This window comes from Rhodanobacter sp. DHG33 (assembly GCF_014843005.1).
GTDB lineage: Bacteria > Pseudomonadota > Gammaproteobacteria > Xanthomonadales > Rhodanobacteraceae > Rhodanobacter_A.
In genome coordinates, this window is sequence record NZ_JACYXM010000004.1 from 1 (window position 1) to 17,019 (window position 17,019).

The window sequence follows — 17,019 nt, forward strand, 5'->3', positions numbered from 1 at the left end:
GCGGTCTGGCCATGGTCGTCGGTCTCCTGGCCATCCTCAAAGCGGGCGGGGCCTATGTCCCGCTCGATCCGGCCTACCCCTCTGAACGCCTGACCCAGGTCCTGCACGATGCCGCCCCCGTGCTCTTGCTGGCCGATACCACCGGACGAACTGCCCTGGGCGAATCGGCGGTCGCCCACCTGACCGTGCTCGACCTCGACTCACCCTCGACGTGGGCTCATCAGCCCGTCGCCGATCCCGACCCGCAAACGTTGGGCCTCACCTCCACCCGCCTCGCCTACGTCATCTACACCTCTGGCTCCACCGGTATGCCCAAGGGCGTCATGGTCGAGCATCGGGGAGTGGCAAATTACCTGCACTGGGCACGCCATGCTTATGCGCCTTCGCGCTCGGTGGTTTCTTCGTCACTGTCCTTCGATGCCACGGTCACAAGCTTACTTACCCCGCTAATTCATGGAGGCTGCGTTCTTTTACTCGTCAAAGAGCAGGAAATTGAAGAGCTTGAAGCACAGATCCGCTCAACCTGCGGATTGGTCAAAATTACTCCGACACATCTGCATCTGCTAGGCCAACACATGATGGCCAACCGTATGCACAGTGGCGTTGATGTCTTTGTTGTCGGTGGAGAGGCGTTATCGCCTCCCACGATCAACATATGGCGCACGATCCAACCCACGATCAAGATCGTGAATGAATATGGGCCTACTGAAGCTGTGGTGGGCTGTATCGTTTATGACATCGCTGAACATATCGATGACGCCCCGACGGTTCCCATAGGCCGTCCGATAGCCAACACGCGCATCTACCTGCTCGATGCCAACGGCCAACCGGTTCCTCTCGGGGTCGCCGGTGAGCTGTACATCGGCGGCGCCGGTGTCGCCCGCGGGTACCTGAACCGTCCCGACCTCACCGCCGAACGCTTCCTGCCCGACCCGTTCAGTGCCCTGCCCGGGGCACGCATGTACAAGACCGGGGACCTGGCCCGCTACCTGCCCGACGGCAATNCTGCTATGGCCCCACGGAAAGCACCACCTTTGCGACGACTTACGCGGTCGCCGCCCTCGACGCTGCCACACAGCGCCTGCCCATAGGCCGTCCGATAGCCAACACGCGCATTTATCTGCTCGATGCCCACGGCCAGCCCGTTCCTCTCGGGGTCGCCGGTGAGCTGTACATCGGCGGTGCCGGTGTCGCCCGCGGTTACCTGAACCGTCCCGACCTCACCGCCGAACGCTTCCTGCCCGACCCGTTCAGTGCCCTGCCCGGGGCACGCATGTACAAGACCGGCGACCTGGCCCGCTACCTGCCCGACGGCAATCTCGTCTTCCTCGGCCGTAACGATCACCAGGTCAAGATACGTGGCTTCCGCATCGAGCCCGGCGAGATCGAAGCGCGCCTGATGGAACATCCGGCGGTGCGTGAGGCTGTCGTCCTCGCCCGCGAAGACGTCACCGGCGACAAACGCCTCGTCGCCTATCTCACCGTCACTCCGGAAGACACGACCGCCTCCGGTGAGCTGCCTGCGACTTTGCGCGCCCACCTCGGTGCCTGCCTACCCGACTACATGGTCCCGGCGGCCTTCGNTACCTGAACCGTCCCGACCTCACCGCCGAACGCTTCCTGCCCGACCCGTTCAGTGCCCTGCCCGGGGCACGCATGTACAAGACCGGGGACCTGGCCCGCTACCTGCCCGACGGCAATCTCGTCTTCCTCGGCCGTAACGATCACCAGGTCAAGCTCCGTGGCTTCCGCATCGAGCCCGGTGAGATCGAAGCACGTCTGATCGAGCATCCGGCCGTGCGTGAGGCTGTCGTCCTCGCCCGCGAAGACGTCCCCGGCGACAAACGCCTCGTCGCCTATCTCACTACTGCACTGGAAGACACGACCGCGTCCGACGCGCTGGCCGCGACTTTGCGTGCCCACCTCAGTGCCTGCCTCCCCGACTACATGGTCCCGGCAGCCTTCGTGCAACTGGACGCGCTGCCCCTGANTCCTCTCGGGGTCGCCGGTGAGCTGTACATCGGCGGCGCCGGTGTCGCCCGCGGGTACCTGAACCGTCCCGACCTCACCGCCGAACGCTTCCTGCCCGACCCGTTCAACGCCCTGCCCGGCGCGCGCATGTACAAGACCGGGGACCTGGCCCGCTACCTGCCCGACGGCAATCTCGTCTTCTTGGGCCGCAACGATCACCAGGTCAAGATTCGTGGCTTCCGCATCGAGCCCGGCGAGATCGAAGCACGCCTGACGGAACATCCGGCGGTGCGTGAGGCTGTCGTCCTCGCCCGCGAAGACGTCACCGGCGACAAACGCCTCGTCGCCTATCTCACTACTGCACTGGAAGACACGACCGCGTCCGATGCGCTGGCCGCGACTTTGCGCGCCCACCTCGGTGCCTGCCTACCCGACTACATGGTCCCGGCGGCCTTCGTGCCGTTGGACGCGTTGCCCCTGACACCCAACGGCAAACTCGACCGCAAGGCCTTGCCCGCACCGGGCGACACGGCCTACGCCCGTCGGGCCTACGAGCCNTGCACTGGAAGACACGACCGCGTCCGACGCGCTGGCCGCGACTTTGCGTGCCCACCTCAGTGCCTGCCTCCCCGACTACATGGTCCCGGCAGCCTTCGTGCAACTGGACGCGCTGCCCCTGACGCCCAACGGCAAGCTCGACCGCAAGGCCTTGCCTGCACCCGGCGACACGGCCTACGCACGCCAGGCCTACGAGCCACCCCAAGGGGAGATCGAACAAACCCTCGCCGGCATCTGGGAAGAGCTGCTCGGCCTCCAGCAGGTCAGTCGCCACGACAACTTCTTCGAGGTCGGTGGCCATTCCCTGATCGCCGTGCAACTTGCCAGCCAAGCCAAGAGCAATGGCCTCAAGCTCAACGTAAACCAGATATTCCAAAGCCCTCAACTAAAAAAACTAGCAAAAATAATTACGGAGAGCCCTTCGCATCCCAATGAGATCAATGCAATCCCAATTCGAACAACTGGCACTCAATCGCCACTTTTCTTCTTACCATCGGGTACAGGCGACTATTCCTATGCCTTCGAATTGGCGCGAGATCTCAACATAGATCTCCCCGTCTATGCATTGCCATGGCAATCGATACATGAAGTGCCCCCTATTACCATGGAGGTCATGACGGCCCGAATGGTGGCTATGATACGAGTAATTCAGCCACAAGGACCATACCGGTTAGCTAGTTACTCATCTGGTGGAATATTGGCATATGCCGTCGCCCAGCATTTGCTGAACATTGATCAGACAGTCTCATTTATCGGCCTGATCGATGTAAGCTTGCTTCCTGAAAAGCCCACTCAATCGCCAACAACGGACAAACACATGGTGTTCAATCGGATTGAGTCGAATGAGCATTTTGACGACTCTCATAAGTTGACCGATGAATTATCATTCAAACAATTGATCAAAGAAAACCAGCAACTAAATGCAGCTCTATCACCTAAATTTCACGACGCACAAGACGAGAACATGTTTTGGGAACGAGCCAGTCATTTCAATTTGAATATAATCCCATCATATCAAATACCAGCATTGCCTGTAACAATTCACCAATTTTATGCAATTGAAGCTCTGCCATTAGCCCAGGAAAGAATTTTTCACAGCGACGAAGTCGCCGCGTCAGCCAACACTACGATAACAGAACTGCAGTTACCCACAAAAGGCTGGGAACGCGTGCTACCAATATCCAGTATTCATCTAACCCCTATTCCCGGAAACCATCTCACGATGATGATGGATTCTTGCAACCGGGCTGTTTTAGGTCATTACTTGTCGGAAATACTTGAGGCGCGCTGAATTGTCGTGATGCGTCAGATAATGAAAGGTCGGCGCCTGTCGATCCACCTGATACTGGATGGACTGCCTGTGTATAAACTGGAGGTGTACACGATTACGTCGATGAATTGGAGGGCAAGCTGACCTTGCGCTTCCTGCCGAGCCACGTTTCGGACTTAAATTCCAACCAGCCGGCATTGAGTTAAGCTAAGCGCATCGGCATGATGCGCAGTCCGCTGCGCGGCAGTCGAGAAACCAGCCGACCGTGTACATGTGCAACTGCCCGACATCGCTGCTCGACCACAATTGACGTGCTCGTTTTTCAGGCATCCAAGTGTCGCCCATATTTCTGACTTACGAGTAAACCAATCAGCCCCCCACAAAAGCCAGGGCAATTCGTTTCGCCGTCAGCCCGTTATCGATAGAAATTTGAGCGACGCTGCACGCTAAAGCTAAGCGTACAATGAATGCCTATATAAAGCCCGGTCAATCTAATACCGCCTTACGAAGAAGGATTTACCATGCTATTTCGTTTCGTTTGCTGCTACCGATACCGGTGTGGCGCCATCGTGTTGTTATCGCTCGCCAGTGCTGTCGCCACTATGCTGGCTCTTGGTCAGATCAATCGCTTGGCGGGTACCGTGTCAACTGTTGACAAGCTATCACCTTGGTTATATTGCGGCGGCATCCTCTTGCTCGTGCTTCTCATAAACATTGCCCTCCAGGCACTGCTCGCGGTGTTTGGCGCAGATCTCGTTGCTCATCTCCGCAAGGAACTCTCCGCGCGGTTCGTTCGTCTCGATTATGAGCGATTGGTCATGCAAAGACATGTTGTAGCCGCCGCCCTTGTGCAAGATCTTGGCCGAATTGCACCGCTCGTGCTGATAGGCCCACAACTTGCTTACAACGCCGTGCTGACGGTTTTGTGTACAGGTTATCTGTTGTCCGTTTCCCCTGTGTTGGCTTGTGCCATCCTTGCACTGTTGCCGATTCCAATTATTGGAGCGCTAGTGTTTGCTCGGAAGGTCAATGCGCGCTTCTACGTACTCCGCGCGGTCGAAGAACGAGTGCTCTCGCAACTGCATGCCATTAGTGGAGGCAAGAAAGAAATGACTCTCAACAGGCAGCGTGCGTGGCAATTTATGGCTGAGGGGCTTAACCCGGCGATCAGCGAAGCACGCCAGCACATGGCGGGGGTTCACCTAAGCTGGGGAACGATGTCGGCTCTTGCTTCGGTGGTGACTCTTGGATCTGTCTTGTTTGCACTGGCCGTTGGCCAGTATTTGAAGCTCCCCGTTGAAACCATTGTTAAATTTGTTATCTCGGGGCTATTTCTGTCCGGCCCCATCAGCTCACTTATAAGTGTTGGGCCGCAAATCAACGCGGGATTAGCTAGCATTCGTCACCTCAACAAAGCTGGTTTAGATCTTGAGACGGAGCTACCATTACATAGTATCATCAGCACGCCGGGTGGCTCGTGGCGGCAGATTGAAGCACGGAACCTCGTATATCGCTATAGTCAACCCGGCGAGGTCGGCGTGGTGATTGGGCCTATCGATTTGAAGGTGCGACGCGGCGAAGTATTGTTCATTGTGGGCGGTAATGGTAGCGGAAAATCGACGCTGCTTCTTTTACTGAGCGCCCTTCTAACTCCTGAATCTGGCAGCCTAACAATTGACGGGCGCCCAGTAGCTGAGGAGCAAGAGAGTTACCGCGCACTTTTCTGCGGAGTCTTTGATGATTTCCACCTCTTCCCTGATATCGTGCGCTCTCCAGATGTCGACGCATCAGACGTTTATCTACGTGCGCTCTTAGGTCGCTTTGGTCTCTCAGAGCGGGTAACCGTGTGTGAAGGTACTTTCTCAAACTTGGCGCTTTCGACGGGACAGCGCAAGCGACTTGCCCTTATTCAATGTCTTGCAGAAGGTCGAGATATTCTGTTCTTCGACGAATGGGCGGCCGACCAAGATGTCGATTTTCGAGCCATTTTCTATCGCGAATTGATCCCAGAATTTCGCGCTGCCGGAAAGACTGTCATTGCCATTAGCCATGACGATCGTTATTTCGATGTTGCCGATCGCATCATCGAACTGGAAGCGGGACGCATCCGTTACGATCATGTCCGTGTTTAACCAGTAGCGTCATGGCATTACTTGAAAATATATCTATTGACGCCTCCTGATTAGGGTTGAACCTCAGTCAAGGAAATCTTTCCACCATGCCAAGCAGACACCTCCAAAGTAGAACCGCTGCTGACTTGTTGACGACACTTGTCAAACGCCAGGTCGCCGAGCGATTCATGGAGGCGCTGCTCTATGTAGTCGAGCATCCACCAGTAAACAGCTTCATGCATATCCTTCAGGCAGGCAAATGGGCGTTGGTCGCCCCCCCTCGCGGAAGATGCGGCGAAGCGTTAGATATAGGCGTTCTGATTAGGCATACCGAGCTGGATGTATTGGATGGCTACGCCATTTACCTTGAGCCACTGGATAGAAATCTCACCCTGGAACTCCGGATTATTGTCCGACCGTAGCACCTACGATAGTCCATAGTCTTGCTTGATCTGCTCGAAGGTGCGTACCGAGCGCGTCGCAGTGATCGAGATGTCGACCTCAATATGCAACGCCTCTTGGTTGAAGCCATCCACGACGTTGAAGGCACTGAAGCTCCGGCCGCAGGCCGGCATTTCACTCATGAAATCGATCGACCACACCAGGCCAGATAATTGCAGCACGTTCAGAGCTCGCGTTCGCGTTTGTGAAGTCTAGGCCGGGCGGCACGCCAGAGATGGAGTTTCATCGCCTTGTATACCCGGTAGACCCATTTGGGATTCCACTCCAGTCGCGTCTTTCACAGCTGCGAGCAGCCTCCCAGAAGCCTCGACTGAGGTACTTTTCGACCAGCAGCCTGGCTAAAGCAGTGATGAGCTCGGCATCACACACCGTTCAGCCTAATGCCTGCCGGCGGTGCGCAGCCTGCGATAACCCAACGCACTCGCAGAACCCGCGTAACCGCCGCGTGTCACCTTCACCGGGTACCGCACCGCCTCGCGCTTGTCCGTCAGTCTTACATTTTGCGATCAGATCTTTCATCGCAACGTTGTCGGACCTACATTCGCTTCATTGCGCGTTCTCGGTCTTGAACCCCTTTACGCTTGAGGTCGGACGGCCGTGGTACCGCCATACTTACTCCTCCACTGGCAGCACATCGACGCGCTGACGCAGTCAGCCGACAGATGCCCTTGACTGGCAAGCTGGCATTAGCCTGACTTAAAGATCAAGATGATCTACATCCCACAAACTTCAATTTCTTCATGAAACCTCCTAGCTCGGGAACAATGCCGGAAAGCTCTACTTAGGAGATGTCAATCTAACGGAGGGGTACGCGGCAGCATAGAAGGAGGATGAATCCACTGTAGTCCACAAGAGTCTTCTCATGGCAATAAATCCCATTCGGTCCAAGCCGGTTTATCGCTAGCCGCGTTCGTCGGGCAGTACAACTAAAACCAAGTGCCGTCGCGCCCTGTACAGAGCTCGCCCGAAGGTTTTCGCTACCCCGCCTGAGGCAGTTGCCGCTGCTCGATGTTCCGCCGCGATCGACAGGCTTATTACCAGTGCCGTACCTGCCAATACCAGACCACACTAATCACAAGCACAGCGTTCGCGTCTACCAAACTACCGTTGCGCATATGGTTCATCGCAATCTATGCCTAGAACGCGAGTAAACTAATGTGGCCGCGCTCAAACTGATACGCCAGTTGAGGGCCTGCCATTGCACGACGCGGTGGTTCAAGCACAAGATCATGCAAATCATGATGAACGCGAAGAAGCCTGCAGGCTGGCCAGTTTTGTCCAAATAGACGATGCAACCTGGGCAGCCAGCGCGGTGGCGGTAAGCCCGGATACGGTTTGGAAAACAAGCAGCCCATCCTGATCTTGGCGGCCATCGGCACTACCCCTGAACATCCTATGCCTGTCGTCATCAAACCGGTCTAGGCGTTCGACGACGCCTCGCTGCGCGATTTCGACCAATGGCATCTCACTCCCGAGTCCAGGTATTCATCGGTGGGTTGTGAACATTCCGAATGCTTCACCGATGCTAAATATCCGCACACAGTGTTGGACGCCAGTGGCGGTCAAGCGGCGACCGAAGCGAAAGGCGCGTTGGGCGAACATTGTGCTCGGCAACGTCAAACGGGCGATCAGCGGCTGCTATCATGCCATCCGTCAAGCCAAGTATGCACGGCACTATCTCGCCAAAGCCGCATACCGCTTCGACCACTGGTTCGCCTGCACGCGCTATTACCGCGACTGGCATGGGCCATAACGCTCTGCGCTCCTTGTCCGAGTAGACTCTGCGGGGCAGACGATTTTCTTCGTGAAGGTTCGCCGCTAATCAGAAGTAAGTGAGCCTCACTATCACCATGTAACGTAGGTAAGTACTGTATCTGGGCGAACAAATGTGAACCCAGCTACATACGCTTGGTCACGGCAGAACTGATCACTTAATGTTTCATTCAAAACAAGAACCAATCTCTGTTTTCGGGCATCCAGCTCAACCACTTGTACCACAGAAAAATCGAAAATGCGGCCAACCGTTGCATAAGCGGCCTTATAGAAGCTTTCCTTCGCAGAGAAAACGATAGTGAGTGCCATCTGCAACGAAAGCTCCTGCAAAGAATCCAAATAGTCCAACTCATGCTCCCCGACTACCACTTTGGAGACAGATTGGCAGGTTTCTTGGTCTATCACTTGCTCCACATCAATTCCGATGCCCTGGTATACGCCACGCCACGTCGTCACCGCGGCTGCAATCCCGTGTGTATGCGTAATACTACCGATCACACCACTTGGCCAGACAGGCTGCCGCTGCGCGCCGATTGGAACTTGCTCGCCCGCTAATCCAAGCATTGAAAGCGCATTGCGAGTGACAAAGCGGCCAAAAAAAAATTCCGCCTGTCGCTTATAAACGCTGCTCTGGATAGATTCAGGATAGGCGATACCGGCCTGGGCAAACGCAGCATGCGTGAAGCTATCGGGCAGAAACTCGACGATATGCGCAAGAATGGGAACCGATTCTTTCGCAATTGCAACTTGTCGGCACACCAATCCTACAGATTCAAAACAAGGGACGGACATAAATGGGGCATTCGAAGATTGCTCCAAGCCGAAATTCGCCCTTCGTATCACGATAACGTGCCCTGACAAATTGTTAAGTTTCGCCTCGCAGCTGCGACAATGATACTCCCATCAATGATCGCCTTGAGAGCGTCGGGAACACTCTGCCGCAGGCCTCTGTTGGCATCGACATGTGGACAATCTACCAATGCAGACCGATGGTGGCTACACTCGGGAAGCCATACGCGGCCATGTAGCCTTTTAGATAAGCCTGGTTGCTCGCGTCAATGGACTTTGCGTGCCCAATCGCCTTTTAGGACGGTTTGGGAAATTCAATCGCAATGACGTTGCTCGCGTCCACATCTGTCTTCGCCTTTCGGACAAAATCGGATGCAACCGCGGGATCGGAAGGCGTGACCTTCGGAGTTGCCTTGACGTCATGGTACGCAGCCAACCGGTGGTGTCCGGGCACTCCCTCTGGATCACCACGTGTCCAAGAAGACGTCAGCCATCGTCAGCAACGCTATATGTCGACGCGAGGATCGCGACTATGACGAGCGTGAACAGAGTTTCTGGAGCATCCTTGCCTTTCTTGATCGCCCATTGTGCTCAATTATCTATCACGATGATCGAATAGCAGATCCAGCCTGCATCTTGTTCGGATCCAACCCATTTTCTTGCAATCCACGACCAGTGAAATGGCTGGCAAGGGCGGCACCTCTGACGGTGGCCGCCACACATCATTGCCCGCAAGGCGAACCCGCGTTGTTCCAGATTCGCATCCTGTGCGCCAAAGCTGGCGCCGACATGACCAACGCCAACAACCTCCGCGAGGTATAACAGCAACTGTGGCATGCCAACCCACCGATGATGGAACACTACATACACAACCAGCACGGCTCGAAGGTCACACCGACGCGCTAAAAACCATTCCGCAATTCTTCCAACCTCTAGCTTGGGCAAAGACGGCTAGCCCTATCGAAACGACATATTGCGGAACGCAAATCAGTACAAGCACATGACCAGGAACGATTTTCGCACGGAATTAAAATCCGCTTCTGGCGACAGAGTGTAGGTTCGAGTCCTATCACCGGTACCAAGTGAGAAAGCACACAGCTGCATCCACAAAGCCGCCATCGAGCGGCTTTTGTTTTGCTCCGCCATGACCGCGCTGGCCCGCAATCCAGGCCCAATGGCTCAATCGGCGGACTCTCGTCGCACACCGCTCGGCGGTGTAGCGGCCCACGGATCCATCACGCGTCGAACGGCCGCTTGCCCAGCATCTCGGTCACGTGATCCACGAAACAGGTGATCCGCGCGGCCAGCGCGGTGTTGCGGTAGTAGACCGCGTTGATCGATTGGCGCACGTCCAGCGTCTGCCGCGGGAAGAGCTGCACCAGCCTGCCGCTGCGGCGATCCTCGCGCGTCATGAAGTCCGACAGGCAGACGATGCCCAGGCCCGCCAGGGCCATGTGCCGCAGCGTCTCGCCGCTGGAGGAAGCCAGCGCCGGCCGGATGCGTAGGACGTCGCCGCACGCGTCGCGCAGCGGCCAGTCGTTCAAGGCTTCGGGCTGGGTGAAGCCGAGCAGGGTGTGCTGTGCGAGCTTGCTAGGCCCCGCCGGTGTGCCATGGCGCTTGAGATACGCAGGGCTCGCCAACACCCGCACGCGGCTGACACCCACGGGGCGGGCATGCAGGCTGGAATCCTTGAGCACGCCGATGCGGAAGGCCACGTCCGTGTGCTTCTGGATCAGGTCGATGATGCCCTCGTTCGAATTCAGCTCCAGCTCCACCTCGGGGTAGCGCGCGCGGAAGCTGGCCAGCAACGGCACCAGCACGTGCAGCATGAAGGGCGTGGCCGCATCCACGCGCAGCCGCCCGGCCGGGCGCATCCGCCGCGCCGCCATGTGCTCCTCGGCCTCGTCCACCGAGGCCAGGATGGCGCGCGCATGCTGCAGGAAACTGTCGCCCTCCTCGGTCAGCTCCAGGCGTCGCGTGGTACGGCGCAGCAGGGTGGTCTGCAGCTTTTCCTCCAGCCGGCCCAGCGTGCGGCTGGTGGCCGAGATCGTCAGCCCCAGCCGTTCCGACGCGGCGGTGATCGAGCCCGTGTCCACGATGGCCACGAAGGCCTGCAGTTCGTCCAGGGTCGTTTTCATTGTTGATTCCAAGTCAAATGAATTTGGCCGATACCTGACTTAATCCGCAAATATTAACCGGGCACACTACGCGGCATGAAATCGCCACGCCTAGCCCTGCTCTCCCTCGCCGTCGGTGCGTTCGCCATCGGCACCACCGAATTCACCCCGATGGGCCTGCTGCCCGTGATCGCCGACGGCGTCCACGTGAGCATTCCCCGCGCGGGCATGCTGGTCTCCGCCTATGCGGTGGGCGTCATGGTCGGCGCGCCGGTGATGACACTGCTGTTCAGCCGCTTCGGCAAGCGCGCGGCGCTGATGTCGCTGATGCTCATCTTCACCCTCGGCAACCTGCTGTCGGCATTCGCGCCCAGCTATACGACCCTGCTGCTGTCGCGCCTCATCACCAGCCTGAATCACGGCGCCTTCTTCGGCATCGGCGCGGTGGTGGCGGCCAGCGTCGTGCCCAGGGAAAAGCAGGCCAGCGCGATCGCCGCCATGTTCATGGGCCTGACCGTGGCCAACGTCGGCGGCGTGCCGGCGGCGACCTGGGTCGGGCAGCAGGTGGGCTGGCGCCTCGCCTTTGGCGGCACGGCCATGCTCGGCCTGCTCACCATCGCGTCGCTGTGGCTGGCGCTGCCCAAGGGCGAGCCCGGCACGCGTCCCGACGTGCGCCGCGAACTGACGGTGCTGACGCGTCCCGAGGTGCTGCTGGCCATGGGCACCACCGTGCTCGGTGCGGGCGCCATGTTTGCGCTCTACACCTACGTGGCGCCGGTGCTCACCGATATCACGCATGCCAGCCCGGGCTTCGTGGCCTTCGCGCTGGTGCTGATCGGCGTCGGTTTCACGCTGGGCAACAGCCTGGGCGGCCGCCTGGCCGACTGGTCGCTGGATGGCGCCGCCAAGCTCATCCTTGCGTCGCTCGCGCTGATCATGGCCGTGCTGCCGCTGGTGCTGACCACGCATGTGGGCGCGGCGATCGGCCTGGTGGTCTGGGGCGCCGCGTCCTTCGGCATCGTGCCGCCGGTGCAGATGCGCGTGATGCAGGCTGCGGCGCAGGCGCCGGGGCTGGCATCGTCCGTCAACATCGGCGCATTCAACCTCGGCAACGCAGTCGGCGCCGCGCTCGGCGGAGCCGTCATCAGCCAAGGGCTGGGTTATTCCGCGGTGCTCTGGGCGGGTGCGGCGCTCGCCGCCGGCGGCTTCGGCCTGGTCTGGCTCGGCCACAGCCATGCCCGCCGCCGTATGCCGCTGCCCTCTTCTTCTGTCTGAGCGAAGGAAGCCTCGATGAACACCATCCCCTCTTTTGGCGTCGGCACATTCCGCCTGACCGGCCAGACCGTGATCGACTCGGTGCGCAACGCGCTGGACGTGGGCTATCGCGCCATCGACACGGCGCAGATCTACGGCAACGAGGCCGAAGTCGGCCAGGCGATCGCCGAGAGCGGCGTGCAGCGCTCCGAGCTGTTCGTGACCACCAAGATCTGGACCGACAACTACGCCAGGGCCAAGCTGATACCCAGCCTGCGCGAGAGCCTGGCGAAGCTGCGCACCGACCATGTGGACCTGACCCTGATTCACTGGCCCGCGCCGGGCAACGGCGTGGCGCTGCCCGAATACATGGGGGCGCTGGCCGAAGCCAAGGCACTCGGCCTGACCCGCCGTATCGGCATTTCCAACTTCAACATCGAGCTGACGAAGCAGGCCTTGGCCGTGGTCGGCAAGGGCGAGATCGCCACCAACCAGATCGAGCTGAGCCCCTATCTGCAGAACCGCACGCTGACCGCCTTCCTCGAGGAGCAGGGCATCGTCGTGACTTCGTACATGACGCTGGCCTACGGCAAGGTGCTGAAGGACCCGGTGCTGGCGAAGATCGCGGACAAGCACCGGGCCACCGTGGCGCAGGTCGCGCTGGCCTGGGCGCTGCAGCTGGGCTACGCGGTGATTCCGTCCTCGACCAAGCGCGAGAACCTGGCCAGCAACCTGCTCGCCCGCGACCTGAAACTCGATGCCGACGACATGGCGCAGATCGCCGCGCTCGAACGCAACGGCCGCGAAGTCAGCTCCAAGGGTTTGTCGCCCGCATGGGACTGAGGCGACGTATGCAGCATTGATGCGGGCCCTCCAGGCCATGCAGCGGATTTTCCGCCCGGGCACAGGACCCGAAAGCTGCCATCGGCCATCACTCGCAAGCGCAAAAAGCCCGCATAACTGCGGGCTTTTTCGCATCGGAAGGCCATCTTCCACCGGGCCGCGGATACGGCCCAAGGCGTTGAAGCGCCCTTTCACCAGGGCCATTCCGCCCATGTTGCGTCATGACTTGACACCGGTGTCAATTACGTTTCAAGCTGATGGCGAATCCATTGCGGGGGAGCGCGCTGGACGTGGCAATCGACCATTCGGATCGACTGGCGGGGGTAACGACGACGCCGTTTCTGGCTGCCGACATCGGCGGCACGCACGCCCGTGTTGCGCTGGTGCGTGCCGCGCGCGGCGAGCGCCAGGGTATCGAGACGCTCGCCTACCGCAAGTTCGTGTGCGCGGAGTACCCGGGGGTGCCGGAACTGCTGCAGGCCTTCGTCGATGCCGAGGTCCAGGTTCCGGTGCGCCACTGCGTGCTGGCCTGTGCGGGCCAACTGCTGGGCGACGAGGTCGCGAACGACAACCTGGCCTGGCCCATCCGCCTGTCGCCCTTGCGCCAGGCGCTGGCGCTGGACGACGTCGCCATGCTCAACGACTTCGAAGCGCTGGGCTATGCGCTCGATGGCGAGCTCTCGCGTGGCGGCCGCCACCTGTGCGGACCCGACACGCATGGCGGCGGGCCGACCCTGGTGCTCGGCCCGGGCACCGGCCTTGGCGCAGCAGCGCACGTGCCGGGCCCCGCGGGCGGCTTCGTGCTGACCACGGAAGCGGGCCAGATGGACTTCGCACCGAGCTCGGTCCGCGAACGCGAAATCCTCGCGCACCTGGCGCCCGACGGCGGCTACGTGGAGTGCGAGCGCATCGTCTCGGGTCCGGGGCTGCTGACCGCGTACACGGCCCTGTGCGCATTGGATGGCGAGATACCGAAGCTGGCGACGCCCGAAGCCGTCACCGCCGCAGCCGCCGCACGCAGCGACGCGCATGCCGTGGAAGCCGTGGAAATTTTCTGCGCATCGCTGGGCAGCGTGGCCGGCAACCTCGCGCTCGCCTTCATGGCCACCGGCGGCGTGTACCTGGCCGGCGGATTCCTGTCGTCGATGTACGCACTGCTCAAGCACAGCGCCTTCGAAGCGCGCTTCCTGCACGGACGCAGCGCGCACGCCCTGCTGTCGCAGGTGCCGGTATGGGTGACGGAACACGGCCACCACGGCGTGCTGGGCGCGGCGCGCTGGTATCTCCAGCGCGTCCTGTCGAGCGAAGCCATGGCCGATGGGATGGCCGCATGAGCCGCATCACGCCAGCAAAGCTTTGCCGGAGCGTGGCCGCCGCATGGCTGGCGGCAAGCGGCGCGACTGCAACAGGGGCAACAACGGCGGCAGCGGCAGCGCCCGCCGCACCTGCGCAGGCTGCGTGGTCGCTGATGCCGCAGCCTGCACGGGTGCGCCCCGCTTCGGGCACGCTCGAGATTGCGGATGGCGCCGAGGTCGCGGTGCACGGCGCCGAACCCGCGCAGGTGCAATCCATCGCGCAACGCTTCCTGCAGTTGCTGGCCGGCACCCGCGGCCTGCACCTGCACATGGCGGCTGCAGACAGTACGCATACCGCGATCACATTCGAGGTCGATCCGCACGCTGACGTTGCAGGCGACGCCGGCTATCGCATCGCGGTGGATGGCCACGGCATCGTGATCACCGCACGCACCGCGCGCGGCGCGTTCTACGGCAGCGTCACGCTATGGCAGCTGCTGACTCCGCCGGGCTGGAAGAGCGGCGCACCGGCAGAAGTGGCCGAGGGCACCATCGACGACCATCCGCGCTTCGCATGGCGCGCGCTGCTGCTCGATTCCGGACGGCACTACCAGAGCGCGTCCGACATCAAGAAGCTGATCGACTGGATGTCGCTCAACAAGCTCGACGTGCTGCTCTGGCACGTGACCGAAGACCAGGGCTGGCGGCTCGACATCCCCCGCTATCCCGAACTCGTGAAAGTCGGGGCATGCCGCAAGGCGGTGGGGCTGGACAGCGAGCTGACCGGTTCCCCCGACAAGCCCTACTGCGGCTACTACACCGAAGCCGAAGTGCGCGACATCGTGCGCTACGCCGCCGAGCGCTACGTCGACGTGGTGCCGGAAATCGACCTGCCCGGCCATTCGCAGGCGGCCATCGCGGCTTATCCGTGGCTGGGCGTCACCGGCACGCGGCCGCCCGTGTGGACCGAGTGGGGCGTCAGCCCGTGGCTGCTCAATCCCAACGAAAAAACCTTGCGTTTCGTCGACGACGTGCTCGATGAAGTGATGCGCCTGTTCCCTTCCCGCTACATCTCGATCGGCGGCGACGAAGCCGACAAGCAGCAATGGAACGCATCGCCCGAAGTACGCGCACAGATGCAGACGCTGGGCCTCGCGAACATGGACCAGCTGCAGGGCTGGTTCACCAACGAGATCGCCGCACACCTCATCGAACACGGACGCACGCCGGTCGGCTGGGACGACGAGCTGGTTGCCGGCGCCACGCTGCCGGCCTCGCAGGTCGTGATGTCGTGGCATGGCGACAACCACGAACGCGTGGCGCTGCAAGCGATCCGCCAAGGCCACGACGTGGTGATGACGCCACAGGAATCGCTGTATTTCGACCACTACCAGTCCGACCTGCCCGACGAATGGGCAGGACCGCCGCCCGCAGCAACGTTGCGGCAGGCCTACGACACCATCGTCGTTCCGAACGGTGCGAGCGCGGCCGAAGCGAAACACATCATCGGCGTGCAGGGCGGCCTGTGGACCGAGCAGATGCCCACGTTCGCGCACGACCAGCATGCGGTGTTCCCGCGCCTCGCGGCGCTGTCGGAACTCGGATGGTCACCGGCGGGGGCGCATGACTGGAATGGTTTCCTGCGACGCATGCCGGCCGAACTGGCGCGCTACCGCGCACTCGGCATCGACTATGCCGACAGCGCATTCGCTCCCGCCTTCCGCGTGGCAGCGGCGGCCGACGGCAAGTTCCGGATCGAACTGTCCAACCAGGCGAACTTCGGCACGATCCGCTACACCACGAACGGCTCCGCCCCGACCGACCGCTCCGCGCCCTACACCCGTCCACTGACTTTGCCGGCCAAGACGAGCCTGCAGGCCGCGACGTTCGCACCGGACGGTTTCGAACTCGCCGCGCCACGCATGCAGGCGCTGGATGAAACGACCCTGCTGGGCCGCGACGGCAGCGCGCTCGCCACATGCTCCCATCAACCGGCCTCGCGTCTGGACGGCAGCCGTTCGCCGGGGGGATCGAAGCCCGTCTATGCCGTCGACATCGGCAATGCGTGCTGGCTGTGGCCGCGGGCACGGTTGGATGGCGTCAGGCATGTCGCCCTGGTCGTCGAACGCATGGCCTGGCGCTTCGGTGACGAAGCGAAGGACGCCGTCGCGCGCCGCAAGTCCAGCGCAGCGGGCGAGTTCGAGATCCACACCGGCTCATGCATGGGTCCCTTGCTTGCCAGCGTGCCGCTGCAACGCGCGGCGCAGGCGACGGGGCAAACGCGTCTCGAAGCAGAGCTCGCGGTGCCGGCGGGGGCCGGCCTCCGCGATCTGTGTGTCTTTGCCACCGGCGATCCGCGCGATGGCCAGTGGGCGCTGGAACGAATGACGTTTTCGAAATAGGCAGTACGCGGGATGCGCATCCCGCGCGGGGAAGACGAGAGGGAAAGCCATGGCCCGCAAGGCCATGGCCCGGGAGATCGAGACATCGCATCGCGGCGATGCCTGCCCTGCGGCAGGTGTCGTCCAGCTACACGCTTTGAATGAAACATCGCGGAGCAACCGAGGTTCGCCAGG

General features: G+C 60.8%; 11 protein-coding genes and 5 pseudogenes. 13 read left to right on the forward strand and 3 right to left on the reverse strand.

Going from position 1 to position 17,019, the window contains the following annotated elements:
• The first annotated feature begins 11 nt into the window (after positions 1 to 11).
• The 7 genes and pseudogenes from IHE46_RS07905 (at position 12) to IHE46_RS07920 (ending at position 5,931) form a co-directional block, all read left to right on the forward strand.
• Positions 12 to 1,091 carry an amino acid adenylation domain-containing protein gene (locus tag IHE46_RS07905; RefSeq protein WP_225562945.1) on the forward strand — a complete coding sequence of 360 codons (1,080 nt, stop codon included), beginning with the start codon at positions 12 to 14 and terminating at the stop codon, positions 1,089 to 1,091.
• Positions 1,061 to 1,147: pseudogene (locus tag IHE46_RS17205) on the forward strand (hypothetical protein); the annotation flags it as partial. The gene IHE46_RS07905 and the pseudogene IHE46_RS17205, both read left to right, overlap by 31 nt.
• 126 nt (positions 1,148 to 1,273) lie before the next feature.
• Complete coding sequence (locus IHE46_RS17210; RefSeq protein ID WP_343230002.1) at positions 1,274 to 1,591, forward strand: hypothetical protein; 318 nt, start codon at positions 1,274 to 1,276, stop codon at positions 1,589 to 1,591.
• Positions 1,592 to 2,118: 527 nt separating this feature from the next.
• Positions 2,119 to 2,406: pseudogene (locus IHE46_RS17215) on the forward strand (hypothetical protein); the annotation flags it as partial.
• 220 nt (positions 2,407 to 2,626) lie between these two features.
• Entirely contained in the window at positions 2,627 to 3,820 is a 1,194-nt protein-coding gene (locus tag IHE46_RS16980) for a thioesterase domain-containing protein (protein WP_343230003.1), read from the forward strand.
• A 3-nt stretch (positions 3,821 to 3,823) separates the two neighbouring features.
• Positions 3,824 to 4,156, forward strand: a pseudogene (locus IHE46_RS16985) (transposase); the annotation flags it as partial.
• A gap of 164 nt (positions 4,157 to 4,320) precedes the next feature.
• A complete protein-coding gene (locus IHE46_RS07920; protein ID WP_192164107.1) occupies positions 4,321 to 5,931 on the forward strand; it encodes a cyclic peptide export ABC transporter in 1,611 nt (536 codons plus the stop codon).
• A 50-nt stretch (positions 5,932 to 5,981) separates the two neighbouring features.
• Here the strand turns inward: IHE46_RS07920 and IHE46_RS07925 are convergent.
• Positions 5,982 to 7,075: pseudogene (locus IHE46_RS07925) on the reverse strand (transposase); the annotation flags it as partial.
• A 131-nt stretch (positions 7,076 to 7,206) separates the two neighbouring features.
• Here IHE46_RS07925 and IHE46_RS07930 point away from each other — a divergent pair.
• Positions 7,207 to 8,208: pseudogene (locus IHE46_RS07930) on the forward strand (IS1595 family transposase).
• 9 nt (positions 8,209 to 8,217) lie between these two features.
• Here the strand turns inward: IHE46_RS07930 and IHE46_RS07935 are convergent.
• The gene (locus IHE46_RS07935; protein ID WP_192164108.1) at positions 8,218 to 8,964 is read right to left on the reverse strand and encodes a 4'-phosphopantetheinyl transferase superfamily protein; all 747 of its coding nucleotides are present in this window, start codon (positions 8,962 to 8,964) and stop codon (positions 8,218 to 8,220) included.
• A 441-nt stretch (positions 8,965 to 9,405) separates the two neighbouring features.
• Here IHE46_RS07935 and IHE46_RS07940 point away from each other — a divergent pair, with 441 nt between their 5' ends.
• Entirely contained in the window at positions 9,406 to 9,756 is a 351-nt protein-coding gene (locus tag IHE46_RS07940; protein WP_192164109.1) for a hypothetical protein, read from the forward strand.
• 413 nt (positions 9,757 to 10,169) lie between these two features.
• Here the strand turns inward: IHE46_RS07940 and IHE46_RS07945 are convergent, their stop codons facing one another.
• Positions 10,170 to 11,072 carry a LysR family transcriptional regulator gene (locus tag IHE46_RS07945; protein WP_192164110.1) on the reverse strand — a complete coding sequence of 301 codons (903 nt, stop codon included), beginning with the start codon at positions 11,070 to 11,072 and terminating at the stop codon, positions 10,170 to 10,172.
• A gap of 75 nt (positions 11,073 to 11,147) precedes the next feature.
• On the opposite strand from IHE46_RS07945, the gene IHE46_RS07950 reads away from it, so the two are divergent.
• From IHE46_RS07950 to IHE46_RS07965, 4 genes are all read left to right on the forward strand, one after another.
• Positions 11,148 to 12,326: an MFS transporter gene (locus IHE46_RS07950; protein WP_192164111.1), complete on the forward strand. Its 1,179-nt coding sequence runs from the start codon at positions 11,148 to 11,150 to the stop codon at positions 12,324 to 12,326.
• A gap of 15 nt (positions 12,327 to 12,341) precedes the next feature.
• On the forward strand, positions 12,342 to 13,148 hold the full coding sequence (dkgB, locus tag IHE46_RS07955; RefSeq protein ID WP_192164112.1) for a 2,5-didehydrogluconate reductase DkgB: 807 nt from the start codon (positions 12,342 to 12,344) through the stop codon (positions 13,146 to 13,148).
• A gap of 290 nt (positions 13,149 to 13,438) precedes the next feature.
• Positions 13,439 to 14,482, forward strand: coding sequence for a glucokinase (locus IHE46_RS07960; protein ID WP_343230004.1), 1,044 nt, complete (start codon positions 13,439 to 13,441; stop codon positions 14,480 to 14,482).
• Complete coding sequence (locus IHE46_RS07965) at positions 14,479 to 16,845, forward strand: family 20 glycosylhydrolase (protein ID WP_192164114.1); 2,367 nt, start codon at positions 14,479 to 14,481, stop codon at positions 16,843 to 16,845. Before IHE46_RS07960 ends, IHE46_RS07965 begins: the two co-directional genes overlap by 4 nt.
• The last annotated feature ends 174 nt before the right edge of the window (positions 16,846 to 17,019 follow it).

Excerpts from the sequence above, each read along its gene's own strand:
- IHE46_RS07920 (WP_192164107.1), top strand. The coding sequence starts at position 4,321 with ATGCTATTTCGTTTCGTTTGCTGCTACCGATACCGGTGTGGCGCCATC.
- IHE46_RS07945 (WP_192164110.1), bottom strand. The coding sequence starts at position 11,072 with ATGAAAACGACCCTGGACGAACTGCAGGCCTTCGTGGCCATCGTGGAC.
- IHE46_RS07950 (WP_192164111.1), top strand. The coding sequence starts at position 11,148 with ATGAAATCGCCACGCCTAGCCCTGCTCTCCCTCGCCGTCGGTGCGTTC.
- dkgB (WP_192164112.1), top strand. The coding sequence starts at position 12,342 with ATGAACACCATCCCCTCTTTTGGCGTCGGCACATTCCGCCTGACCGGC.
- IHE46_RS07965 (WP_192164114.1), top strand. The coding sequence starts at position 14,479 with ATGAGCCGCATCACGCCAGCAAAGCTTTGCCGGAGCGTGGCCGCCGCA.